The following is a 24,703-nucleotide window of genomic DNA, read 5'->3' as shown; positions in this document are numbered from 1 at the left end:
GGCCTGTGAACTGGTCGGGTAAGCGTAAGCGCCACCCGACAAGGCTACATCTCTATCTCAATATCGCCTTTTGCCCTGCAACAGCAGGGCAAAATTTCCCCTTCGCTGATAAAAGCCAGCGGTTCGGTCAGCCAGTCAACCTGGCCTGCGACCAGACGGCAGCGGCAGGAGCCGCAATAGCCCGCACGACACTGGTACTCCACTTCAACCTGATGCGCCTCAAGCGCCACCAGCAGAGAAGGGTGTTCTTCCCGACACAGCACTTCGGTGCCGGAAAGACGTAGCGTCACGCGTCCCATCAGAGCTGGAAGTTACTCAGATCGTCGGTATCAACTTCCGAGTCAATCTGGCCGACCAGGTAAGAACTGACTTCCACTTCCTGCGGCGCCACCTGGACGTTATCGGAAACCAGCCAGGTGTTGATCCACGGGATCGGGTTGGAGCGCGTCTGGAACGGCAGCTCCAGGCCGACCGCCTGCATACGGATATTGGTGATGTACTCGACGTACTGGCACAGGATATCTTTGTTCAGGCCGATCATGGAACCGTCGCGGAACAGGTAATCCGCCCACTCTTTTTCTTGCTGCGCGGCCTGTACAAACAGGTCATAGCACGCCTGCTTGCTCTCTTCGGCGATTTCCGCCATTTCTGGATCGTCTATGCCGCTACGCAGCAGGTTCAGCATATGCTGAGTGCCGGTCAGGTGCAGCGCTTCGTCGCGGGCAATCAGGCGGATGATTTTGGCGTTACCTTCCATCAGCTTACGTTCCGCGAAAGCGAAGGAGCAGGCGAAGCTGACGTAGAAACGAATCGCTTCCAGCGCGTTAACGCTCATCAGGCACAGGTAGAGCTGTTTTTTCAGCGCACGCAGGTTCACGGTGACGGTTTTGCCGTTCACGTTGTGCGTACCTTCCCCCAGCAGATGCCAGTAGCTGGTCATTTCAATCAGCTCATCGTAGTAGTGAGAAATGCCTTCCGCGCGCTTCTGAATTTGTTCGTTGGTGACGATGTCGTCAAATACCACCGCCGGATCGTTAACGATGTTGCGGATGATATGGGTATACGAGCGCGAGTGGATCGTCTCAGAAAACGCCCAGGTTTCTACCCAGGTTTCCAGCTCCGGGATGGAGATCAGCGGCAGTAATGCCACGTTCGGGCTACGCCCCTGAATGGAGTCCAGTAGCGTCTGGTACTTCAGGTTGCTGATGAAAATATGTTTTTCGTGTTCCGGCAATGACTGGAAATCGATACGATCGCGTGAAACGTCAACTTCTTCCGGGCGCCAGAAGAAGGAGAGTTGTTTTTCGATCAGTTTTTCGAAGATGTCATATTTTTGCTGGTCGTAGCGTGCCACGTTGACCGGCTGGCCAAAGAACATCGGCTCTTTGAGTTGGTCGTTTTTCGTCTGTGAAAAAGTGGTGTATGCCATTGAAGTGAGTCCTGTTGAGATTGTATCGCCCGGCGGTACTTCGTTTGCCGGGCCTACAAAACCGTAGGCCGGGTAAGCGTAGCGCTACCCGGCAAAAATAACTTAGATCTTACATGCGCCGCTTTCGCAGCCATCGTCCTGAATAGACGGCACCAGATCGTCCTGCGCATCTTCCGCACCGTCACGGGTGTTGTGATAGTACAGGGTTTTCACGCCAAATTTATAGGCGGTGAGCAGATCTTTCAGCAATTGCTGCATCGGTACTTTACCAGACGGGAAGCGCGTCGGATCGTAGTTGGTGTTGGCTGAAATCGCCTGGTCGATGAATTTCTGCATGATACCGACCAGTTGCAGGTAGCCGTCGTTGCTCGGCATTTCCCACAGCAGCTCATAGCGGTCTTTCAGCCCTTCGTAATCCGGCACCACCTGGCGCAGTACGCCATCTTTCGACGCTTTGATGCTGACATGGCCGCGCGGCGGTTCAATACCGTTAGTGGCGTTGGAGATCTGCGAAGAGGTCTCAGACGGCATCAGGGCGGAAAGCGTGGAGTTACGCAGACCGTGCGTTTTGATGGACTCACGAAGCGCTTCCCAGTTGTAGTGCAGCGCTTCGTTGGCGATCGCATCCAGATCTTTTTTGTAGGTGTCGATCGGCAGAATTCCCTGAGCGTAAGTGGTTTCATTAAACCACGGGCATGCGCCTTGCTCTTTCGCCAGCTCGTTAGAGGCCTTCAGCAGATAGTACTGAATGGCTTCAAACGTTTTGTGCGTCAGGTTGTTCGCGCTGCCGTCAGAGTAACGCACGCCGTGTTTCGCCAGATAGTAAGCGTAGTTAATCACGCCGATACCCAGCGTACGGCGGCCCATTGCGCCGCGTTTAGCCGCCGGAATAGGGTAATCCTGGTAATCCAGCAGCGCATCCAGCGCGCGTACCGCCAGCACCGCCAGCTCTTCCAGCTCATCCAGGCTGTTAATTGCGCCCAGGTTGAAGGCGGAAAGCGTACACAGTGCGATTTCACCGTTTTCGTCGTTAACGTCCATCAGCGGTTTGGTCGGCAGGGCGATTTCCAGGCACAGGTTGGACTGGCGTACCGGCGCAACCTGCGCATCAAACGGGCTGTGGGTGTTGCAGTGATCCACGTTCTGAATGTAGATACGGCCAGTTGATGCGCGTTCCTGCATCATCAGCGAGAACAGATCCACGGCTTTCACGCGCTGCTTACGAATGCTGTCGTCTTTTTCGTATTTGGTGTACAGACGCTCGAACTCGTCCTGATCGGCGAAGAAAGCGTCGTACAGACCCGGAACGTCGGACGGGCTGAACAGGGTGATGTCTTCACCTTTCAGCAGGCGGGTGTACATCAGCTTGTTGATCTGTACGCCGTAGTCCATGTGACGCACGCGGTTGCCTTCCACGCCGCGGTTGTTCTTCAGTACCAGCAGGCTTTCCACTTCCAGATGCCACATCGGGTAGAACAGCGTCGCCGCACCGCCGCGCACGCCGCCCTGAGAGCAGGATTTCACCGCCGTCTGGAAGTGTTTGTAGAACGGAATACAGCCGGTGTGGAACGCTTCGCCGCCGCGAATCGGGCTACCCAGCGCGCGAATACGACCGGCGTTGATGCCGATACCGGCACGCTGAGAAACATATTTCACGATCGCGCTGGAGGTGGCGTTAATGGAGTCCAGGCTGTCGCCGCACTCGATCAGCACGCAGGAGCTGAACTGACGAGTCGGGGTGCGCACGCCGGACATGATTGGCGTCGGCAGAGAAATTTTGAATGTAGAAACCGCATCGTAGAAACGTTTCACGTAGTCGAGACGGGTTTCACGCGGATAGTTAGAGAACAGGCAAGCGGCAACCAGAATATAAAGGAACTGCGCGCTTTCATAAATCTCGCCGGTTACACGGTTCTGTACCAGGTATTTACCTTCCAGTTGCTTAACGGCAGCGTAGGAGAAGGTCATATCACGGTCGTGTACGATGAACGAATCCATCTGCTTGAACTCTTCTTCCGTGTAGTCTTCCAGCAGATGATTGTCGTATTTACCCAGCTCAACCATTTTCACCACATGATCGTAAAGCGCTGGCGGTTCGAACTCGCCGTAAGCCTTTTTACGCAGGTGGAAAATCGCCAGGCGCGCGGCCAGGTACTGATAATCCGGCGCATCGCGGGAGATCAGGTCGGCAGCGGCCTTAATGATGGTCTCATGGATATCGGACGTCTTGATGCCGTCGTAGAACTGGATATGAGAACGCAGTTCAACCTGGGAGATGGATACGTTATTCAGTCCTTCTGCCGCCCAATCCAGAACTCGATGGATTTTGTCGAGATTGATGCGTTCAGTACGACCATCACGCTTTGTCACCAGCAGACTCTGATTCATGTGGGTTTTACCTGTCCGTGAAAGAAAAAATATCCCCCGTTTATCCACAATGCCACGTTGTGACTAAGTCTGTGGATAAATACTATATATAGGGGGTAACTGATAAATGAAACGCTATATGGTGAGTATTCTAGTAGGGATTCTTTTCAGTACAAGAGTTGATTTTGAGGTTAAATTGAGGTTGCAAAAGGGTGATAATCGCTAAGTGCGCGTCTTATAAGGCCTGGAGGGCATGTCAATAATTCATAAAAAAAAATGAAAATTTGATCGAGTGCTGATTTCTTCATCTAAGGCAGGAAAAGTTCCTATGATCTGGCGCAAAAATTGCCCTGACGATCCTACTCAGGATTGGTAGGCGATGCGTAGGCCCGGCAAGCGCAGCGCCCCGGGCAAAATTGCCGGATGGCGGCATAAACGCCTTATCCGGCCTACAGACGCAGTTAGTCAACTTGTGCGGTAGTGTGAACCATATAGTTAACATCAACGCCCGGCCCGAGCTTGAAGGTGTTGGTAATCGGATTGTAGTGCAGCCCGGTCATGTGACGCTCTTTCAACACGGTCTGATCGACCCAGTTCAGCAACTCCGCAGGCTTAATAAATTTTTTCACATCGTGCGTGCCTTTCGGCACCATGCGTAAAATATACTCCGCTCCTACCACCGCCATCAGCCACGACTTGCCGTTGCGATTAAGAGTCGAGAAAAAGACTTCACCGCCCGGTTTAACTAATTGCGCACAGGCCCTGACGACCGATTGCGGGTCCGGTACGTGCTCCAGCATCTCCATACAGGTCACGACGTCGTACTGGTGCGCATGTTTCGCCGCGTGCTCTTCAACCGTCTCCTGCACATAATCAACCTGAATACCGCTTTCCAGCGCGTGCAGTTTCGCGACCTGCAAAGGCTCAAAGCCCATATCCAGGCCCGTTACCGTCGCACCTTCACGCGCCATGCTCTCAGCCAGAATGCCGCCGCCGCAGCCAACGTCGAGCACCTTTTTGCCGAACAGACCGCCGGAACGCTCGGCAATGTAGCCCAGGCGTAGCGGGTTAATGCGGTGCAGAGGCTTAAATTCACCCTCAAGATCCCACCAGCGTGACGCGACAGCTTCAAATTTGGCGATTTCTTCGTGATCAACGTTATGCGTCACCGGGGGTTTTTCGGCATTCATTGGCGCTTTTACTCCTTATTTGGCAAGTCGCCTGAGTATATCAGCACGACGGGATGAATAAAGCCTCCGTAGAAGACCATTCCATTTACCTGTCTCATTGCGATTGTGTTATAATTTGCGACCTTTGAATCCGGGATACAGTAGAGGGATAGCGGTTAGATGAGCGACCTTGCGAGAGAAATTACACCGGTCAACATTGAGGAAGAGCTGAAGAGTTCTTATCTGGATTATGCGATGTCGGTCATTGTTGGCCGTGCGCTGCCGGATGTCCGAGATGGCCTGAAGCCGGTACACCGTCGCGTACTATACGCCATGAACGTATTGGGCAATGACTGGAATAAAGCCTATAAAAAATCTGCCCGTGTTGTTGGTGACGTAATCGGTAAATACCATCCTCATGGTGATTCCGCGGTGTACGACACTATCGTCCGTATGGCGCAGCCTTTCTCGCTGCGTTACATGCTGGTGGATGGTCAGGGCAACTTTGGTTCTATCGACGGCGACTCTGCCGCGGCAATGCGTTATACGGAAATCCGTCTGGCGAAGATTGCCCATGAACTGATGGCCGATCTCGAAAAAGAGACGGTGGATTTCGTTGACAACTATGACGGCACGGAAAAAATTCCTGACGTCATGCCGACCAAAATTCCTAACCTGCTGGTAAACGGCTCGTCCGGTATCGCGGTAGGTATGGCCACCAACATCCCGCCGCACAACCTGAAGGAAGTGATCAACGGTTGCCTGGCATATATCGATGATGAAGACATCAGCATTGAAGGGCTGATGGAACACATTCCTGGCCCGGACTTCCCGACCGCCGCGATCATCAACGGTCGTCGCGGTATTGAAGAAGCCTATCGTACCGGTCGCGGAAAAGTGTACATTCGCGCTCGCGCGGAAGTGGAAGCTGACGCGAAAACCGGCCGCGAAACCATCATCGTTCATGAAATTCCGTACCAGGTGAACAAAGCGCGCCTGATCGAGAAAATCGCTGAACTGGTGAAAGACAAACGCGTTGAAGGCATCAGCGCGCTGCGCGACGAGTCTGATAAAGACGGGATGCGCATCGTGATTGAAGTGAAACGCGATGCCGTCGGGGAAGTGGTGCTTAACAACCTTTATTCCCAGACCCAGTTGCAGGTTTCTTTCGGTATCAACATGGTTGCGCTGCACCACGGCCAGCCGAAGATCATGAACCTGAAAGAGATCATTTCCGCGTTCGTGCGTCACCGTCGCGAAGTGGTGACACGCCGTACTATTTTCGAACTGCGTAAAGCCCGCGATCGCGCGCATATCCTTGAAGCGCTGGCGATTGCGCTGGCGAACATCGATCCGATCATCGAGATGATCCGCCGTGCGCCAACGCCGGCAGAGGCAAAAGCGGCGTTAATCTCCCGTTCATGGGATCTGGGCAACGTGGCGTCTATGCTGGAACGCGCCGGTGATGATGCTGCCCGTCCTGAGTGGCTGGAGCCGGAATTTGGCGTGCGTGATGGTCAGTATTACCTGACTGAACAACAGGCACAGGCGATTCTGGATCTGCGCTTGCAGAAACTGACCGGCCTTGAGCATGAAAAACTGCTCGACGAGTACAAAGAGCTGCTGGAACAGATCGCAGAACTGCTGCACATTCTGGGCAGCGCCGATCGTCTGATGGAAGTGATTCGCGAAGAGATGGAACTGATCCGCGATCAGTTTGGCGATGAGCGTCGCACTGAAATCACCGCTAACAGCGCCGATATTAATATCGAAGATCTGATCAGCCAGGAAGATGTGGTTGTAACGCTGTCTCACCAGGGTTACGTCAAATATCAGCCGCTGACCGATTACGAAGCGCAACGTCGTGGCGGGAAAGGTAAATCTGCCGCGCGTATAAAAGAAGAAGACTTTATCGACCGTCTGCTGGTGGCTAACACCCACGACACGATTCTCTGCTTCTCCAGCCGTGGCCGTCTGTACTGGATGAAGGTCTATCAGCTGCCGGAAGCGAGCCGTGGCGCGCGTGGCCGTCCGATCGTCAACCTGCTGCCGCTGGAAGCCGATGAACGTATCACCGCCATTCTGCCGGTACGCGAGTACGAAGAGGGCGTTAACGTCTTTATGGCAACCGCCAGCGGTACGGTGAAGAAAACGGCGCTGACCGAGTTCAGCCGTCCGCGTTCCGCCGGTATCATCGCGGTGAACCTGAACGAAGGCGACGAGCTGATCGGCGTGGATCTGACCTCCGGTTCCGACGAAGTCATGCTGTTCTCCGCTGCCGGTAAAGTGGTGCGCTTCAAAGAAGATGCCGTTCGTGCGATGGGTCGTACCGCGACCGGCGTACGTGGCATCAAACTGGCGGGCGAAGACAGCGTCGTTTCCCTGATTATTCCGCGTGGTGAAGGCGCTATCCTGACCGTGACGCAGAATGGTTACGGTAAACGTACGGCGGAAGGCGAATACCCAACCAAGTCTCGTGGCACGCAGGGCGTTATCTCCATTAAAGTCACCGAGCGCAACGGTTCCGTTGTTGGCGCGGTACAGGTGGATGATGCCGACCAGATCATGATGATCACCGATGCCGGTACGCTGGTTCGTACCCGCGTATCGGAAATCAGCGTCGTTGGCCGTAACACCCAGGGCGTAATCCTCATCCGCACGGCGGAAGATGAAAACGTGGTGGGTCTGCAACGTGTTGCTGAGCCGGTGGATGACGAGGAACTCGACTCCATCGACGGCAGCGTAGCGGAAGGGGACGAGGATATCGCCCCGGAAGCGGAAATCGATGACGACGCAGCGGATGACGCTGACGAGTAATTCGGCGTTGTGAATTGTGTGTGAAAGGAGGCCATTGCGCCTCCTTTTTTTTGCCGGATGGCGGCGTAAACGCCTTATCAGGCCGCCACCCGGCAAAGGCGCAAGTCCTTAATTCATCCTTTCCACTATCATCGCAATACCCTGACCGCCGCCGATGCAGAGCGTGGCCAGCCCGAGCGTTTTATCGTGCGCAGAGAGGGCGTGCAGCAGCGTCACCAGAATACGCGCGCCGCTGGCGCCGATGGGATGTCCCAGGGCGATAGCCCCACCGTTGACGTTCACCTTCTGCGGATCAAAACCGAGCGTCTTACCCACGGCAAGGAACTGTGCGGCAAACGCCTCGTTGGCTTCGATCAGATCGATATCCGAAAGTGTTAAACCGCTCAGTTGCAGCGCCTTCTGCGTGGCGGGAACCGGCCCCATTCCCATTAACGCCGGGGCGACGCCGCCGCTGGCGTAGGCTTTGATACGAGCCAGTGGGGTCAGGCCCGCCGCCAGCGCTGCGGATTCTTCCATCACTACCAGCGCTGCCGCGCCGTCATTGATCCCAGAGGCGTTTCCTGCCGTTACCGTACCCGCCTTGTCGAAGGCCGGGCGTAATGCAGCAAGACCTTCCGCCGTTGAATCGGCTTTCGGAAACTCGTCGCGCTCAAACACCACGGTTTTCTTACGGGATGTGACGCTAACCGGCACAATTTCGGCCTGGAATGCGCCGGAATCAATAGCGGCAACGGCTTTGCGCTGTGAGAGCAGCGCCAGCTCATCCTGCATCTCCCGGCTGATGCCGTATTCCCGGGCGACGTTTTCTGCCGTGATCCCCATATGGTAGCCGTGAGTGGCGCAGATCAGACCGTCGCGCAGGATCACATCGGAGAGCTGTCCGTCGCCAAGGCGATAGCCCCAGCGGGCTTTGGCATCCAGCAGATACGGCGCCTGGCTCATATTTTCCATACCGCCTGCGATAATCGCCTGTGCCTGTCCGGCCTGAATCGCCTGCGCGGCAAGCGCCACGCTTTTGAGGCCGGAGCCGCATACTTTGTTAACGGTAAAGCCGCAGACCGTCTCTGCGAGGCCGCTTTTGAGCAGTGCCTGACGCGCCGGGTTTTGCCCAAGACCAGCCTGTAGCACATTGCCCATAATCACTTCATCCACCCGTTGCGGGTCGAGCTGCGCGCGTTCAAGCGCCGCCTTAATTACGGTGGCGCCAAGGTCGATGGCGCTGGTGGTTGCCAGTGCGCCGTTAAAACTGCCGATTGCGGTACGCGCCGCGCTGACGATGACACAGTTTTTCATCTTCTGTTCCTTAAAAGTGCGTGGTTGCCGTCAGAAAAAGGTCAAACCGATGACAAAAATGATCCCGGAGAAGAGCAGGGCGGTGATGCAGTAGCCCATAATGTCGCGTACCCCGAGTCCGGCGATTGCCAGGGCGGGCAGCGCCCAGAATGGCTGCGCCATATTCATCCACTGCTCACCGTAGGCGATTGCCATGACTGACTTGCCGAGGTCTGCCCCCAGCGCCTGAGCCGCAGGCATGACGAATGGTCCCTGGATAACCCAGTGGCCGCCGCCTGATGGCACGGCAAAGTTAATCAGCGCAGAGCTGAAAAAGGTCATTACCGGGAAGGTGTCTTTGTTGGCGACGTTGATGAAGAATTCAGTGATAAGGCCACCGAGGCCGGAGTGTTCCATCATCAGTTGGATCCCGGCGTAGAAGGGGAACTGCACCAGAATACCGGCGGTACTGCGCGCTGCGGCGCTGATGGCGCGCATGTAGGCCATTGGCGTTTTGTGCAGCAGCAGACCGGCGATCATAAACATCAGATTGACGGTATTGATGGTGATGTTGAATCCCTTCTCGGCGAAGTAGAGCCCCAGATAGGCAATCCCTAATGCGCCAATGATCAGCGCGAGAATGCGGCTCTCTTCCAGTTTTTCCGACGGTGGCGCGTCAGCCGGCAATTTCTTCTGAAAATCGGCTTCTTCCAGCAGCAGCTTCGGATCGATGCTGACCACGTCGGAGGGTTTTGGCGTCATCATTCGGGTAATAAACGGCATCACCACGATGAGGCCGAGCGTGATGAAAATATTGAACCCGGTGAACAGGGTGTCGCTAACCGGAATCAACCCCGCGATGTGTTCTACCGGGTTGCCTGGCGTTGCGGCCAGCAGGGGCATAGAGCCAGAGAAGCCGCCGCCCCAGGTGAGAAAACCGATATAGGCGCAGGCGATAAGCAGCGGATAATCGGAACCCGGCACGCGACGGGCCACTTCACGGGCAAACATTGCGCCGACCACCAGACCAAAGCCCCAGTTGATCACGCAGGCGACCGAGCCAAAGAAGGTCACCAGCATGACGCCCTGGGCGGGCGTCTTAGCGGCTGAAGCGGCGGTACGCAGCAGGCTTTTAACCGGACCGGAACTGGCCAGGGCGTGGCCCGTCACGATAATCAGCGCCATTTGCATACCGAAAGCCAGCAGGTTCCAGAAGCCGTCACCCCAGAACCTCACCATACTGACCGGCGTTTGCGGCGTCAGCCAGAGAGCGATCCCGAACGTCAGCAGGGTTAACAGCATTGCGAAGATCAGCGGATCAGGAAGCCAGCGGCTGACGACCCGCGTCATAAAGCGTGAAATACGCCCAATCATGCGTCACCTCTCTGAATGACCAGATCGGCCGCAACCTCAAAGTGCGCTTCAGTTTTTGCCCGCAGGGTTTCCAAATCACACCCTTCGGCGATTTCTGTCAGCCACATCTTGCCGTCGATAAAGCGAAATACAGCCAGTTCGGTAACCAGCATATGCACCGCGTGCTGGGCGGTGAGCGGCATGGTGCACTGGCGCAGAATTTTCGCCGAGCCGTCTTTCGCGCAATGTTCCATTGCAATGATCACTTTGCGCGCGCCGGTGACCAGATCCATTGCGCCCCCCATGCCGGGGACCATTTTGCCGGGAACCACCCAGTTGGCGAGGTTTGCCTGCTCATCCACCTGTAGCCCGCCGAGTACGCAGGCGTCAACATGGCCCCCGCGAATCAATGCGAACGACATGGCGCTGTCGAACATTGCCGCGCCGGGCAAAATGCCGCAGGGTTGACCGCCAGCGTTCACCAGATCCGGGTGGGCCGTCGTGACCGGCCCCAGTCCCAGAAAGCCGTTCTCAGATTGCAGGGTGATGTGAATGTCATCCTGCAGGTAGTTTGCGACCATCGTCGGCAAACCAATTCCCAGGTTAACCACGTCGCCATCATGCAGCTCTTGCGCCACGCGGCGCGCAATACGTTGTTTAGCATCCATTATTTGCTCTCCTGTGGAATAACGATGTGGTCGATAACGGCGCCAGGGGTGACAATCTGGTCAGGCAGTAGATCGCCTGTTTCAACCAGTTCGTCAGGCTCAACCAGGGTGATGTCTGCGGCGAGAGCAATGAGGGGGTTAAAATTACGGGCACTGAGCTGGTAGGTCAGGTTGCCGAGCGGGTCGGCGCAGTGGGCGCGAATAAGCGCCAGATCTGCACGCAGTGGACGCTCCAGCAGCCAGGTTTTGCCATCGAGCTGAAGCGTTTGCTTTCCCTCTTCAACCACGGTGCCGACGCCAGTCGGGGTCAGAAAACCGCCCAGCCCGGCGCCGCCGCAGCGGATTTGTTCAATCAGGGTGCCTTGCGGAACCAGCTGAACCTCCATCTCTTTGGCAATCATCCGCCGACCCGTTTCCGGGTTGGTGCCGATATGGGAGGCGATGACCTTGCGCACCCGGCCATTCACGATGAGCGGGCCGATGCCGGTATCGACAAATGCGGTATCGTTGGCGATCAACGTCAGGTCCCTGACACCGGATTCAAGTAAGGCTTCAACAAGGCGGGGCGGGGTGCCTACCCCCATAAAACCGCCGACCATGATGGTCATGCCGTCACGAAAGAAGCCTGAGGCGTTCTGTAAGGTAATCAGTTTTGTTTTCATTATGTTTCCCTTTTGCATACTCCATTTTGGGTACGCAAAGGGAATAGCAAGCGGGATGCCAGGATTAATAAACCGAAAAGAGAAGGGTTAACCTGATGAATATAAAAATTAATTTTTACTGTGAGGGGACGAGAGGGCGTGAGGCGCTATGCAGAATTTTGCGCACTGTGCAAAATTCTGCATAGCAACTTCTGGTATCAGAGGCCTGCCGGATCGATGCCGTACTCCTGCAATTTGTACATCAACGCGCGTCGGCTGATGCCCAGCATTAACGCGGTGCGCGTGCGGTTCCCCTCCTGCTGCTCCAGAACCTCCATAATGATTCGGCGTTCTTCACGTTTAATCTCTTCTTTCAGGTTCCGTTCACCGGGTTGGGCTGGCTTTATTCCGCTGGCGTGACTCACCGACTGGCGGAACTGGGTAGGGAGGTCTTCGGCAAAAATCACCGCCCCGGTGTTCATCACCACCGCGCGCTCAATCACATTGGATAATTCGCGAATATTACCAGGCCACGGCCAGGCGGTGAGAAGTGACATAGCGGAAGGGTCGATTTCAATAATATCCCGCTGGTTTTCTGAGCTGAATTTCTGCAAAAAGTGGTTGGCCAACAGGGGGATATCTTCCCGCCGCTCACGCAAAGGAGGAAGTGTCAGATGAATCACATTTAGCCGATAAAACAGATCTTCACGGAAGGTGCCTTCTTTCACCATTTCCTGCAAATTCCGGTTGGTGGCGGCGACAATGCGGATATCAACCTGAATGGTTTGATGCCCGCCAATGCGTTCAAACTCCCTCTCCTGGAGGATTCGCAGCAGCTTAGCCTGTAACACCAGTGGCATTTCGCCTATTTCGTCCAGCAGCAGCGTTCCCTGATGAGCGCGCTCAAACAGCCCCTGACGTCGCGTTTGTGCGCCGGTAAACGCCCCTTTTTCGTGGCCGAACAGTTCGCTTTCCAGCAGTGATTCCGGCAGCGCCGCACAGTTAATCTTGATGAAGGGGCCGTTTGCCCGGCGTGAGTTATAGTGAATGGCGCGGGCGATCAACTCTTTTCCTGTGCCGCTTTCGCCGCTAATGAGCACGTTGGCCTGGGAAAGCGCGATTTTCGCGGTATCTTTGCAGATATCCATCATCCCCGGACTGTTGGTCAGGATATGTCCCCATTGCCAGCTGGTGCTCAGCGCCTGATGCAGGCTGCGGATCTCCTGTTTCATGGCCTGGAGCTGCAAGGCCCGCTGAATCAATAAGTTCAGTTCATCGAGGTCGAACGGTTTAATCACATAATCAAATGCGCCGCTGCGCAGTGCTTCTACGGCGGTTTCCACTTCAGCGTAGGCTGTCATCAGAATAATGGGGACCCGTGGATGCTGTGCGCGCATCACTTTCAGCGCTTCAATGCCGTTCATCTCTGGCATGCGGATGTCCATCAGCACCACGTCGGGCGGCGTGTCGGCAAAATGTTGCAGCGCTGTCTGACCGTTACTGGCGCACTGGGTTTCATGCCCTTGCAGCGAAAACGCGGTGGCGAGCATACGGCGAACATTATCTTCGTCATCAACGATGAGAATACGGTAGCGAGTTTTCATTCTGACGAGGTTTCCTGCGGGTTAATCGGTAAAATAAGGGTAAAGGTCGCGCCGCATCCGGGCATACTGGTAACGTATATGTCGCCCTGATGCGCATTGATGATGCGCTGACTTAACGCCAGCCCGAGGCCGGTTCCTGACGCTTTGGTGGTGAAGAACGGATCAAAGATTTTTTTCTGCAAAGCGACGTCAATACCGCAGCCATTATCTTCAATGGCGATCGCCAGATGCGTGGTCGTGTAGCGCCAGGTTCGGATACGAATTTCGCCGCGCGCGCCTATCGCCTGCACCGCGTTGATAAGCATGTTCAGGAGCACCTGTTTGAGCAGTTCGCGATCGGCGACGATCGTGGGCAATGCGGCGTTGAATTCCGTATTGAAGTTGATTCGCGCCTGCACCCCGGAAGTCTGCACCAGGATCAACGCCTCCTCGATCAGCGTATTAATGGATACCTGCTGCCACTGACTTTGTCGCGGTCGGGAGAAGTCCAGCAGTTGCTGGATGACTTTATTAATAGAATCAATTTCTTTCAGTACGACGGACAGGTACTCCTGATGGACAGGCAGATTGATTTGCTGGCGAATAATCTGCACATAACCCCGGATGGCGGTGAGCGGGTTGCGCACTTCATGCGCCACGCCTGCCATCAGTTCACCCAGCGTGGCGAGTCTCTCCGTTTGCGCCAGACGGCGCTGCGCCTCTTTACGGGCGGTTAAATCGGAAAACATCACCAGCGCGCCAATCAACTCACCGTCAGCGTTATGAATACGACTGGTGGTGACGCTGAGTTCAATTGTCCGGTCACGCGCGGGGAAGCTGACTTCCTGGGCCAGATGTTCGGTGCCGTTCTCCAGAGTGTCAAGCACAGGGCTGGAGAAATGAGGATCGGCGAACAGCGTTGAGTAGGGGCGTCCGGCCAGTTCATGCAGCGTATAACCCGTAATGGTCTCTGCGGCAGGATTCATCGTGGTGACATTACCTTGTCTGTCGATCGCGATAACCCCATCGGCGGCGTTCTCAATAATCAGATCGTTCAGCGTCTTGGTTTCCCGCAGTGTCTGCGCCAGAGCGTTGACGCTGCGGCTGATTTGCCCCAGTTCACCGGGGAGATCGGGTAACTGGGCCGGCGTTTTCTGCGCAAGAGTAGGCAAGCCTTCAGTGATGATATCGATATTGGCGCTCAGGCGGCGTGAGAAGAGAATGATCAGTAACAGGCTGCTGATAAGCCCCGCCGCCAGAACGGCAATAATACGAACATCCATTTTCCAGGCCTGTCGGCGAATATCTTCGGTCAACTCATTCGCCCAGATATAACCAATGACCTCGCCATGCCGCGCTATCGGAATCATTGAGTTGAGGATATCGCCGCGCACCTGCCGGCCTGAAAATACCACCGGGGCGTTGGTACTCATGACCTCCCGGCCAGGATGGTCGGGAGCGATAGTGACCCCGACGTTGTTCTGATACAGTGCCGAAGGGGCGTAGGTGATAATGGCGTCCAGCGCCTTATTGTAATAGCCCGCGCCAATTCCCGGAAACGCGCGGGTGATACGCTCAGTGACCGGTGATAACTGCGCATTCAGCGCGCGGATACGCTCATCGCGCGGCAGATTTTCATGCTGGTTGAAGCTGTCGCCCAGCGCTTCATCGAGCAGATGCACGACAGCCGATAATTTTTTCTCTTTTTCAGATAAGACCGCTGATCGGCCTTCGGTTTCTACGATATAACCAATAGAGAGCGTCGGCACGATGACCATCAGGATAGCCATCAGTATCATTTGATTGCGTAAGCGTCGCGGGTAAAGCCGTCTCAGGTAGCGCATGCTGACATCCGTGTGGTCTTTATCAGGCAAACGCCGATTATCGGGGGTTGAGGCGCAGGTTTCTCAGCGGTATATCATATTCCCGCAAAGAGAGGGCATTGCGACGCCGGGCATTTACCGCTACCTTAACCACACTCTATTTATCGCCTGAGGCGGAGCTTCGCCCCTTTGAAATACCTTGCTTCCTTTCGTACAACCCTGAAAGTTTCGCGCTACCTGTTCAGAGCGTTGGCGTTACTGATCTGGCTGCTGATCGCTTTTGCTTCGGTGTTTTACATCGTCAATGCGCTGCATCAGAGAGAGTCTGAAATCCGTCAGGAATTCAATCTCAGTTCCGACCAGGCGCAGCGCTATATTCAGCGCACGTCTGACGTAATGAAAGAACTCAAATACATTGCCGAGAATCGCTTAACGGCGGAAAACGGCGTGATGTCCAGCCGGGCGCGCGACGATAAAACCGTGGTGCCCAATTTTGAGCCGCTGTTTGCCGACTCCGACTGTGCGGCGATGGGGAATGCCTGGCGCGGGTCGCTGGAGTCGCTGGCCTGGTTTATGCGCTACTGGCGCGACAATTTTTCTGCGGCCTACGATCTGAATCGTGTTTTCCTGATTGGCAGCGACAATCTCTGTATGGCGAATTTCGGCCTGCGCGATATGCCGGTCGAACGTGATAATGCGCTGAAAACGCTGCATGAGCGCATTGTTAAGTACCGCAATGCCCCGCAGGAAGAGAGCGGGAATAACCTTTTCTGGATTAGCCAGGGGCCGCGCCCCGGCATCGGCTATTTTTATGCCCTGACGCCGGTTTATCTGGCCAACCGCTTGCAGGCGCTGCTGGGCGTCGAGCAGTCCATTCGGATGGAGAACTTTTTCACGCCGGGAAGTTTGCCTATGGGGGTGACGATCCTCGATGAAAATGGTCATCCGCTGATTTCGCTAACCGGGCCGGAAAGCAACATCAGGCCGGAACCCCGCTGGATGCAGGAGCGCTCCTGGTTTGGCTACACGCCAGGGTTCCGTGATCTGGTTCTGAAGAAAAGCCTGCCGCCATCGTCGCTCAGCATTGTCTACTCCGTACCGGTCGATCTGGTGCTGGAGCATATTCGAATGCTGATTCTGAATGCTATTCTGCTGAATGTGCTGGTGGGCGCCGCCTTGTTCACGCTGGCGCGCATGTATGAACGGCGTATCTTTATTCCGGCGGAAAGCGATGCTCAGCGGCTGGAAGAGCATGAGCAGTTTAACCGGAAAATCGTCGCTTCCGCGCCGGTGGGGATTTGCATCCTGCGTACCATTGACGGGGTCAATATTCTCAGTAATGAACTGGCGCATACCTACCTCAATATGCTCACCCATGAGGACCGGCAAAGGCTGACGCAAATTATCTGTGGTCAGCAGGTTAACTTCGTCGATGTGTTGACCAGCAACAATACCAATCTGCAAATCAGCTTTGTCCATTCGCGCTATCGTAATGAAAACGTGGCGATTTGCGTGCTGGTGGATGTGAGCGCGCGCGTCAAAATGGAAGAGTCGTTGCAGGAGATGGCGCAGGCGGCGGAGCAGGCGAGCCAGTCCAAATCAATGTTCCTTGCGACCGTGAGCCACGAGCTGCGCACGCCGCTGTACGGGATTATCGGTAACCTCGATCTGCTGCAAACCAAAGCGCTGCCGAAGGGGGTCGACAGGCTGGTTACGGCGATGAACAACTCCTCCAGCCTGCTGCTGAAAATCATCAGCGATATTCTCGACTTCTCAAAAATCGAATCCGAGCAGTTGAAGATTGAACCGCGTGAGTTCTCGCCGCGTGAGGTGATGAACCACATTACGGCAAACTATTTACCGCTGGTGGTGAGAAAACAGCTTGGCCTGTACTGCTTTATTGAACCGGATGTACCGGTTGCGCTGAACGGCGACCCGATGCGTCTGCAACAGGTGATTTCTAACCTGCTGAGTAACGCCATCAAATTTACCGATACCGGTTGTATTGTGCTGCATGTGCAGTGTGATGGCGATTATCTCAGTATTCAGGTACGCGATACCGGCGTGGGGATTCCGGCGAAAGAGGTTGTGCGTTTGTTCGATCCTTTCTTCCAGGTGGGAACCGGCGTGCAGCGTAATTTCCAGGGAACCGGCCTGGGGCTGGCGATTTGTGAAAAACTGATCAGCATGATGGATGGGGATATCTCCGTCGATTCAGAACCCGGGATGGGCAGCCAGTTTACGTTACGCATTCCACTTTATGGCGCGCAGTACCCGCAGAAAAAAGGCGTCGAAGGGCTGGCTCAAACGCGTTGCTGGCTGGCGGTACGCAACGCGTCGCTGTGTCATTTTATTGAGTCCAGCCTGGCGCGAAGCGGTGTCGATGTGCTTCGTTACGAAGGGCAAAAACCGGCGCCGGAGGATATTCTGATTACGGATGATGTGCTGGAGCTGGCATGGCAGGGGCGTGCGGCGGTTGTTTTCAGCCGCCGCCATATTGGTATTCCGCAGGAAAGAGCGCCGGGCGAGTGGGTACACAGCGTGGCGTCGCCGCATGAATTGCCTGCGCTGCTGGCGCGGATTTACAGTATTGAGCTTGATAACGACGCGCTTGCAACGGCGCTGCCTGCGCCGGATAAAACCGACGCGACGAATGACGACATGATGATCCTCGTGGTGGACGATCATCCGATCAACCGTCGTTTGCTGGCCGATCAGTTGGGATCGCTGGGGTATCAATGCAAGACCGCGAATGACGGCGTCGATGCGTTGAACGTGCTGAGTAAAAACCATATTGATATCGTGCTGAGCGACGTCAACATGCCGAATATGGACGGCTACCGCCTGACGCAGCGCATTCGCCAGCTAGGGTTGACGTTGCCGGTGGTTGGCGTCACGGCTAACGCGCTGGCGGAAGAGAAACAGCGTTGTCTGGAGTCCGGTATGGATAGCTGCCTGTCCAAGCCGGTGACGTTAGATGTGCTTAAGCAGACGCTGGCGGTGTATGCGGAGCGGGTGAGAAAGACGCGGGCATAAAAAAGGCCGGATGGCGGTTTCGCCTTCTCCGGCCTACTGCGGTCATCAACGTCGGCCTGATAAGCGCAACGCCATCAGGCACCTGACGTTTGATCAGTCTTTGTCCGCCGGGCTCAGCGTGACGGAAGAGAGGTAATTCAGCAGCGCGATATCGTTTTCGACGCCCAGCTTCATCATCGCCGATTTTTTCTGGCTACTGATGGTCTTAATGCTGCGGTTCAGTTTCTTGGCGATTTCCGTTACCAGGAAACCTTCTGCGAACAGACGCAGGACTTCACTCTCTTTCGGGGACAGACGTTTGTCGCCATAACCGCCCGCGCTGATTTTTTCCAGCAGGCGGGAGACGCTTTCCGGGGTAAACTTCTTGCCCTTTTGCAGCGCGGCCAGCGCTTTAGGCAAGTCAGTCGGCGCACCTTGTTTCAGCACAATCCCCTCAATGTCGAGATCCAGCACCGCGCTCAGAATTGCCGGGTTGTTGTTCATCGTCAGAACGATGATCGACAGGCTCGGGAAATGACGTTTAATGTATTTGATGAGGGTAATCCCGTCACCGTATTTATCTCCCGGCATGGAGAGGTCAGTAATCAACACATGCGCATCTAATTTAGGCAGGTTGTTGATCAGTGCTGTGGAATCTTCAAACTCGCCGACAACATTCACCCACTCGATTTGTTCAAGTGATTTGCGAATACCGAACAGTACAATCGGATGGTCATCGGCAATAATTACGTTCATATTGTTCATGTATTGGGCTACCTTGCTACAGCAAGCTCTTGACGTAGCTGTCAATGTCGCTGATGTATTTTTCTATACCTGGAGCATCTTTCTCACGAATAAGATGTTCCAGCGTTTCACATAACTGCTTGCCGGGTACCAGATTAAGCATAGCAAACACGCCTTTCAGGCGGTGGGCTGTCTGCGCCAGCGCAGCGAAGTCACTGGTCGCTGCCTCAGTATACAACCTCTTAACATCATCCGGTACTGTGTCTACAAAGAGTGCGTAATAACCGCTGGCATGAAGTTCGGCGTTTTCATCTCCGCCGAGGGGCGACTCTGGAATCTCTTCCTGCGCCAGTTGCTCTTCTATCAGTTGTAGTACAGCTTCCTGCATAGCGTTGCTCATATTAAAGTTGACGCGCAGTTGGCCAGGACCCATTTTCCGCACGCCTGACTCATCATCGCTTAAAAGCAAGCCGGAGGCAGTAAGATTAGACGGATTATCAGTTAAAAAGAGATCATATTCTTGACTTATTTGCCGATCATCCGGCGTGATGCAGGTGGCTCCCCAGTTTTCCAGCTGACGCAACACAATATTGCGCACGTCATTAGAGGTGACGTCAACCATTACGCAAACGTCATCCAGCAAGCGCTCTTCATCATTTACATGCTGGTCATGCGGGGTCATTTTAACATGTACGGTATAGCGCGTCCCCAGCGCATCGCGTGCTTTAATATTCAGATGCCCGCCGAGCTTACGCGCCAGTTGATCGCACAACCGGAAGGTTAACGGATTCGCTTTCCCGTAGCGGTCGCTTTGCGTTTCATTGATATACGGGAAATGGAGATTGTCGATCTCATTGAGCGTCACGCCTTCACCGGTATCCAGAATGCGGAAGGTCAGGCGTTCTTCAGCAGACTCATCCTGATCGACTTCCAGCGTAATTTTTCCAATCTGCGTGGTCGTGACCGCGTACTGGATCAGCAACAGCAGAATGCGGCGCAGGGCGTCACGGTCGCCACGGCGTTCATCGTTGGCGCTAAGGTGGTTTTTGATCAGCAGTTGCAGACCCTTGCGCTTAATCGCAGGCAGAACGTCCGGCACCACTTCGTCAATCAGATCCTGAATGGAGAACAGCGTCGGCTCACTTTTCCAGGTATCATTCTCCAGAATATTCGCCAACTGAATTTCATCTATCATACGCACCAGAACATCCGCCTGGTTCGCCAGCTTCTGGCTTTCCGGCGTGTCTGCGGCAGCGGCGTTGATCGCCAGTATCCGCACGGGTTCTTTCAGGGCATTGCCAATATTTTGCATAAACGCGGCGCGGCCCTGCTGGTTTTTCTCATACAGACGCTGCGCCTGCCTGAGCTTCTTGTTCACCAGCACTTCCCGGTCCTGATCGCGAATAATAAAGATCTGCGTGCGAGGGGCGACCTGGCTGCGGAACAGGCGAATTTCATACAGCTCGTTATTGATCGTCGCCTGAATGATGCCCTGATGCTGCTCCGCCATGCTGGTGATGTTTTGCAGATTTAAATGCGGCAGCAAATGGTCGGCGATTTTATTGCTGATGACGGTGCGATTGGCCTCCTGGTCATGCACCAGCAGCCCCAGCGGCAGCAGGGAGACGATCTCTTCATTAATCGCGCGCAGAATACGCAGTTCATTATTTGCGGTATTGCTTGTCGCCACTTCCGTTGAACGGCCAGGCTGGTGGCGGAAGGTGGTGTAGCCAAACAGCGCCAGCGCAAGCAGGCCGATATTCAACAGTAACGGCAGCAGGATATTTTGCAGCGTATCAAGCAATAGCGTGCCGAAAGGAACCTGCCAGACCAGCCGCATATCGGTTGAGTTCAGCGCGGAAGAAATCTCAATTTTGGCGCTGTTGAAGCTGATGCTGACGCTGTCTGGAGACTCTTTCTCCGTATTACGTACCGTCGTGGTTGAGGAGTCGGGTTCCAGGCGGAAGCTGTCCAGCGGCATTCCCGGCGGGATCAGGTCGTTGATCGGCAAATCGAACGCCACAACCGTTGCCAGATGCCCCGGCTGATTAAAAGTGGTGCGCAGCGTAAAGTAATGGCCGTTTTGCCACGCCAGACGACGTAACGAAGAGAAGCTTTCGCGTTCATCCAGCGCATTCGCCTGTTGCAGCATCTCCGCCCGACGGGAATCGACAATATTGCCAATCGCAGACTCTTTAAAGCCGGAGGAGAGATCCTTGAGCGGCAGGGTGGAGATGAGAATCAGGCTGTTGTCCTGCCCGTTCAGATAATACATCGACCAGGGCACGTTCTCCGCGCCCCACAGCGTATCGAGATAGGTGGAAATCCGCTGGGTCATTTCCAGCGTTGAACTGTCATGCGAGCCAAAAATAAGCGCTTCGGTCTTACGGCGCGGTTTTTCAAGGTAGTAGACGTCTTGTTTCAGACGCGTTTCCTGCAAACCCTCGCTCGTGGATGGGTTAGCCGTCGCGGCAATGTTGTCATAGATTTGCCAGGTCACGTAGCGCCAGGTGTCTACGCGCTTATGAATAGCATGGGTGATATCGACAATCTGATAGCTCTTGTCTTTCAGCCAGGCGTTGACCGCGCTTTGCACCATCACGCCCATCGTTACAAGTAACACAATGATCAGTAATAAGAAGAAACGGGTAATGCTTCCCGGCAGAAGGGAGAATCGGGTAGAAACCGTTGTATCAGACTGACTCATTCGTGTTTATGACCTGTTAAAACAACGCTAAAGAGGAAAGGGCAGTATAAAGGGTACTGTGTGAATTTCCATACTCTCGCTCATCAGACACGCTGCATTTTTCCTCCCGCGCCGCGAAGGCGTTTCCCTAAGCAAAACGTGTACAGCGTTGGATCAGATGTATAAATATAAACACAATGAAATAAAATTTAGCACTAAATAACAAGAAATTATTTGTTGGCATGACTGGTGATTATCACGAGGGGGGTAGTAAACCGTTGTGATTATTTAAATTCGGTAGCACAAGAAGATAAAAGTTGTGTAAAGAAGGGTAAAAAAAAACCGAATGCGAGGCATCCGGTTGAAATAGGGGTAAACAGACATTCAGAAATGAATGACGGTAATAAATAAAGTTAATGATGATAGCGCTGACTATTTTAGTTGCGAGTGAAGATTTTGTTTTATCATTCAGTGCTATGATTTTCATGAATATAATGCATTGAATTATAATGAAAAATAAATATGTTTTGATGATTCGTGCTTATTTGTCCCATTTTTTGCTTTTAAAAAAGTTCCATGCCATTAATAATTTGAAACACCTATGGCGATAAATGAAACATTTTAAAGATTTTAGTATCATATCCGTGTTGGATTATTCTGCATTTTTGCGGAGAATGAAATTGCCGACTGGTTAAGAGGGTTAATCAGTATGCAGTGGCAATAAAAAAGCAAATAAAGGCATATAACAGAGGGTTAATAACATGAAAGTTAAAGTACTGTCCCTCCTGGTACCGGCTCTGCTGGTAGCAGGCGCAGCAAATGCGGCTGAAGTTTATAACAAAGACGGCAACAAATTGGACCTGTTCGGTAAAGTCGACGGTCTGCACTATTTCTCTGATGACGATGGCAACGACGGCGATCAGACCTATATGCGTCTCGGCTTCAAAGGCGAAACCCAGGTTAACGATCAGATCACCGGCTACGGTCAGTGGGAATATCAGATTCAGGGCAACGACGCTGAAACCACTAACAACTCCTGGACCCGTGTGGCGTTTGCTGGTGTGAAATTTGGCGATGCAGGTTCCTTCGACTACGGTCGTAACTACGGCGTAATCTACGATGTAACGGCCTGGACCGACGTTCTGCCGGAATTCGGCGGCGACACCTACGGCGCGGATAACTTCATGCAGCAGCGTGCTAACGGCCTGGCAACCTACCGTAATACTGACTTCTTCGGTCTGGTTGAAGGTCTGAATTTTGCGTTGCAGTATCAGGGTAAAAACGGCAGCGCCAGCGGTGAAAACGACGTTGCGGATGGTCGTAGCCTGCTGAAACAGAACGGCGACGGCTTCGGCGGATCTCTGACCTATGATATCGGCGAAGGCTTCAGCGTTGGTGGTGCAATCACCTCTTCCAAACGTACTGCCGACCAGAATTCGGCTGGCGTATACGGCAGCGGCGATCGTGCGACCGTTTATACCGGTGGTCTGAAATACGACGCTAACAACGTTTACCTGGCAGCGCAGTACTCTCAGACTTACAACGCAACCCGCTTTGGTTCTTCCCAGAACAGCCGTAGCGACTCTTATGGCTTCGCTGATAAAGCACAAAACTTCGAAGTGGTTGCACAGTACCAGTTCGACTTCGGTCTGCGTCCGTCCGTGGCTTACCTGCAATCTAAAGGTAAGGACATCTCCAACGGCACCACCAACTACGGCGATCAGGATATCCTGAAATACGTTGATGTTGGCGCGACCTACTACTTCAACAAAAACATGTCTACCTACGTTGATTACAAAATCAACCTGCTGGATGACAACACCTTTACCCGTAACGCGGGTATCAGCACTGACGACATCGTTGCTCTGGGCCTGGTTTACCAGTTCTGATTGCGGACAATGTCAACTAAAGGGCCTGCGGGCCCTTTTTTAATGCGTTTTTTACGGCGTAAATAGCGATTTTTGGTGTACTCTTGCGCGCGTTCGCATGAGGATAATCACGTATGGAAATGACCTTTTGTCGGGCAGCGCTGCTGGCCACGACGATCTTTTTTGTGGGGTGCGATGATGCCCCAAAACCGGCTGATACAGCGTCACCTGCTGCAACCGTACTGGAAGGGAAAACGATGGGCACCTTCTGGCGAGTCAGCGTGGTGGATGTGGACGCCAGCCGTGCTGAGGAATTACGTAACAGAATTCAGACGCAGCTTGATGCCGATGATCAGCTGTTGTCCACGTACAAAAATGACTCGGCGCTGATGCGCTTCAACCATTCGCAAAGTCTTTCTCCCTGGCCGGTTAGCGAAGCAATGGCCGATATCATTACCTCGGCGCTGCGCATTGGCGCGAAAACCGACGGCGCGATGGATATCACCGTGGGGCCGCTGGTGAATCTGTGGGGGTTCGGCCCGGAGCAACAGCCGCTACATGTTCCCACACAGCCGCAGATTGACAGCGCAAAAGCAAAGACCGGGCTGCAACATCTGCGGGTCATCAATCAGGCGCGACAGCAATATCTGCAAAAAGATCTGCCGGATCTGTTCGTCGATCTCTCAACCGTGGGGGAAGGGTATGCGGCCGATCATCTGGCGCGCTTGATGGAACAGGAAGGCATTGCCCGCTATCTGGTCTCCGTCGGCGGCGCCCTGAACAGTCGCGGCATGAATGCACAGGGGCAGCCCTGGCGTGTGGCGATCCAAAAACCGACCGATCAAGAAAACGCGGTGCAGGCAATTGTCGATATTAACGGGCATGGCATCAGTACCTCCGGCAGCTACCGTAACTATTACGAACTGGACGGGAAGCGCCTGTCTCACGTTATTGATCCGCAGACCGGGCGTCCCATAGAACACAATCTGGTCTCCGTGACGGTTATCGCTCCGACGGCGCTGGAAGCGGACGGCTGGGATACCGGGTTGATGGTGCTCGGCACGGAAAAGGCCAAAGAGGTGGTGCGCCGGGAAGGGCTGGCGGTGTACATGATCATGAAAGAGGGCGAGGGTTTTAAAACCTGGATGTCGCCGCAGTTCAAAAGCTTCCTCGTGAGTGATAAAAATTAAAAAGCAAGATTTCGGGTTTTCGTGCGCTGACTTACGGACACACTGAGACTAAGCACTATGCTTAATGAAGGAGTCCAT

At 54.2% G+C, this 24,703-nt stretch carries 16 protein-coding genes; 4 read left to right on the top strand and 12 right to left on the bottom strand.

What is annotated here, in order from left to right:
- Positions 1 to 44: 44 nt before the first annotated feature.
- From yfaE to ubiG, 4 genes are all read right to left on the bottom strand, one after another.
- Positions 45 to 299, bottom strand: coding sequence for a class I ribonucleotide reductase maintenance protein YfaE (yfaE, locus tag OGX75_RS08240; RefSeq protein ID WP_012131520.1), 255 nt, complete (start codon positions 297 to 299; stop codon positions 45 to 47).
- On the bottom strand, positions 299 to 1,429 hold the full coding sequence (nrdB, locus tag OGX75_RS08235; RefSeq protein ID WP_012131521.1) for a class Ia ribonucleoside-diphosphate reductase subunit beta: 1,131 nt from the start codon (positions 1,427 to 1,429) through the stop codon (positions 299 to 301). The genes yfaE and nrdB overlap by 1 nt, the downstream gene beginning before the upstream one ends.
- A gap of 102 nt (positions 1,430 to 1,531) precedes the next feature.
- Positions 1,532 to 3,817, bottom strand: coding sequence for a class 1a ribonucleoside-diphosphate reductase subunit alpha (nrdA, locus tag OGX75_RS08230; protein ID WP_012131522.1), 2,286 nt, complete (start codon positions 3,815 to 3,817; stop codon positions 1,532 to 1,534).
- 440 nt (positions 3,818 to 4,257) lie between these two features.
- Positions 4,258 to 4,986, bottom strand: a complete 729-nt coding sequence (gene ubiG, locus OGX75_RS08225) for a bifunctional 2-polyprenyl-6-hydroxyphenol methylase/3-demethylubiquinol 3-O-methyltransferase UbiG (RefSeq protein WP_012131523.1) — start codon at positions 4,984 to 4,986, stop codon at positions 4,258 to 4,260.
- A gap of 159 nt (positions 4,987 to 5,145) precedes the next feature.
- Between ubiG and gyrA the strand changes: the two genes are divergently transcribed.
- Positions 5,146 to 7,782, top strand: coding sequence for a DNA topoisomerase (ATP-hydrolyzing) subunit A (gene gyrA, locus OGX75_RS08220; protein ID WP_047462381.1), 2,637 nt, complete (start codon positions 5,146 to 5,148; stop codon positions 7,780 to 7,782).
- Positions 7,783 to 7,890: 108 nt separating this feature from the next.
- On the opposite strand, the gene OGX75_RS08215 is transcribed toward gyrA, so the two are convergent.
- The 6 genes from OGX75_RS08215 to atoS all read right to left on the bottom strand — a co-directional run bounded on the left by OGX75_RS08215 (position 7,891) and on the right by atoS (position 15,143).
- Positions 7,891 to 9,075, bottom strand: a complete 1,185-nt coding sequence (locus tag OGX75_RS08215; protein ID WP_286451195.1) for an acetyl-CoA C-acetyltransferase — start codon at positions 9,073 to 9,075, stop codon at positions 7,891 to 7,893.
- Between the two features lie 30 nt (positions 9,076 to 9,105).
- On the bottom strand, positions 9,106 to 10,428 hold the full coding sequence (locus OGX75_RS08210) for a TIGR00366 family protein (RefSeq protein ID WP_058667735.1): 1,323 nt from the start codon (positions 10,426 to 10,428) through the stop codon (positions 9,106 to 9,108).
- Positions 10,425 to 11,075 carry a 3-oxoacid CoA-transferase subunit B gene (locus OGX75_RS08205; RefSeq protein ID WP_286451196.1) on the bottom strand — a complete coding sequence of 217 codons (651 nt, stop codon included), beginning with the start codon at positions 11,073 to 11,075 and terminating at the stop codon, positions 10,425 to 10,427. The genes OGX75_RS08210 and OGX75_RS08205 overlap by 4 nt, the downstream gene beginning before the upstream one ends.
- Complete coding sequence (atoD, locus tag OGX75_RS08200) at positions 11,075 to 11,737, bottom strand: acetate CoA-transferase subunit alpha (protein WP_104868419.1); 663 nt, start codon at positions 11,735 to 11,737, stop codon at positions 11,075 to 11,077. The genes OGX75_RS08205 and atoD overlap by 1 nt, the downstream gene beginning before the upstream one ends.
- Positions 11,738 to 11,934: 197 nt before the next feature.
- Entirely contained in the window at positions 11,935 to 13,320 is a 1,386-nt protein-coding gene (gene atoC, locus OGX75_RS08195; RefSeq protein WP_101744037.1) for an acetoacetate metabolism transcriptional regulator AtoC, read from the bottom strand.
- Positions 13,317 to 15,143 carry a two-component system sensor histidine kinase AtoS gene (gene atoS / locus OGX75_RS08190; RefSeq protein WP_114848241.1) on the bottom strand — a complete coding sequence of 609 codons (1,827 nt, stop codon included), beginning with the start codon at positions 15,141 to 15,143 and terminating at the stop codon, positions 13,317 to 13,319. The genes atoC and atoS overlap by 4 nt, the downstream gene beginning before the upstream one ends.
- A gap of 168 nt (positions 15,144 to 15,311) precedes the next feature.
- On the opposite strand from atoS, the gene rcsC reads away from it, so the two are divergent.
- On the top strand, positions 15,312 to 18,158 hold the full coding sequence (gene rcsC / locus OGX75_RS08185) for a two-component system sensor histidine kinase RcsC (protein ID WP_200073644.1): 2,847 nt from the start codon (positions 15,312 to 15,314) through the stop codon (positions 18,156 to 18,158).
- A 93-nt stretch (positions 18,159 to 18,251) separates the two neighbouring features.
- Here the strand turns inward: rcsC and rcsB are convergent, their stop codons facing one another.
- On the bottom strand, positions 18,252 to 18,902 hold the full coding sequence (gene rcsB, locus OGX75_RS08180; RefSeq protein ID WP_001061917.1) for a response regulator transcription factor RcsB: 651 nt from the start codon (positions 18,900 to 18,902) through the stop codon (positions 18,252 to 18,254).
- A 16-nt stretch (positions 18,903 to 18,918) separates the two neighbouring features.
- Positions 18,919 to 21,588, bottom strand: coding sequence for a phosphotransferase RcsD (gene rcsD, locus OGX75_RS08175; protein WP_286451197.1), 2,670 nt, complete (start codon positions 21,586 to 21,588; stop codon positions 18,919 to 18,921).
- Positions 21,589 to 22,328: 740 nt separating this feature from the next.
- On the opposite strand from rcsD, the gene OGX75_RS08170 reads away from it, so the two are divergent.
- Both OGX75_RS08170 and apbE read left to right on the top strand, forming a co-directional pair.
- Positions 22,329 to 23,456, top strand: coding sequence for a porin OmpC (locus OGX75_RS08170; RefSeq protein ID WP_012131537.1), 1,128 nt, complete (start codon positions 22,329 to 22,331; stop codon positions 23,454 to 23,456).
- Positions 23,457 to 23,569: 113 nt separating this feature from the next.
- Positions 23,570 to 24,625, top strand: coding sequence for an FAD:protein FMN transferase ApbE (gene apbE, locus OGX75_RS08165; RefSeq protein WP_071260256.1), 1,056 nt, complete (start codon positions 23,570 to 23,572; stop codon positions 24,623 to 24,625).
- Positions 24,626 to 24,703 lie beyond the last annotated feature (78 nt).

Source organism: Citrobacter sp. CK199 (genome assembly GCF_030333285.1).
Classification (GTDB): domain Bacteria; phylum Pseudomonadota; class Gammaproteobacteria; order Enterobacterales; family Enterobacteriaceae; genus Citrobacter_B; species Citrobacter_B koseri.
The sequence above is the reverse complement of the archived record's forward strand: the minus strand, read 5'-3'. Positions and strand labels throughout refer to the sequence as shown.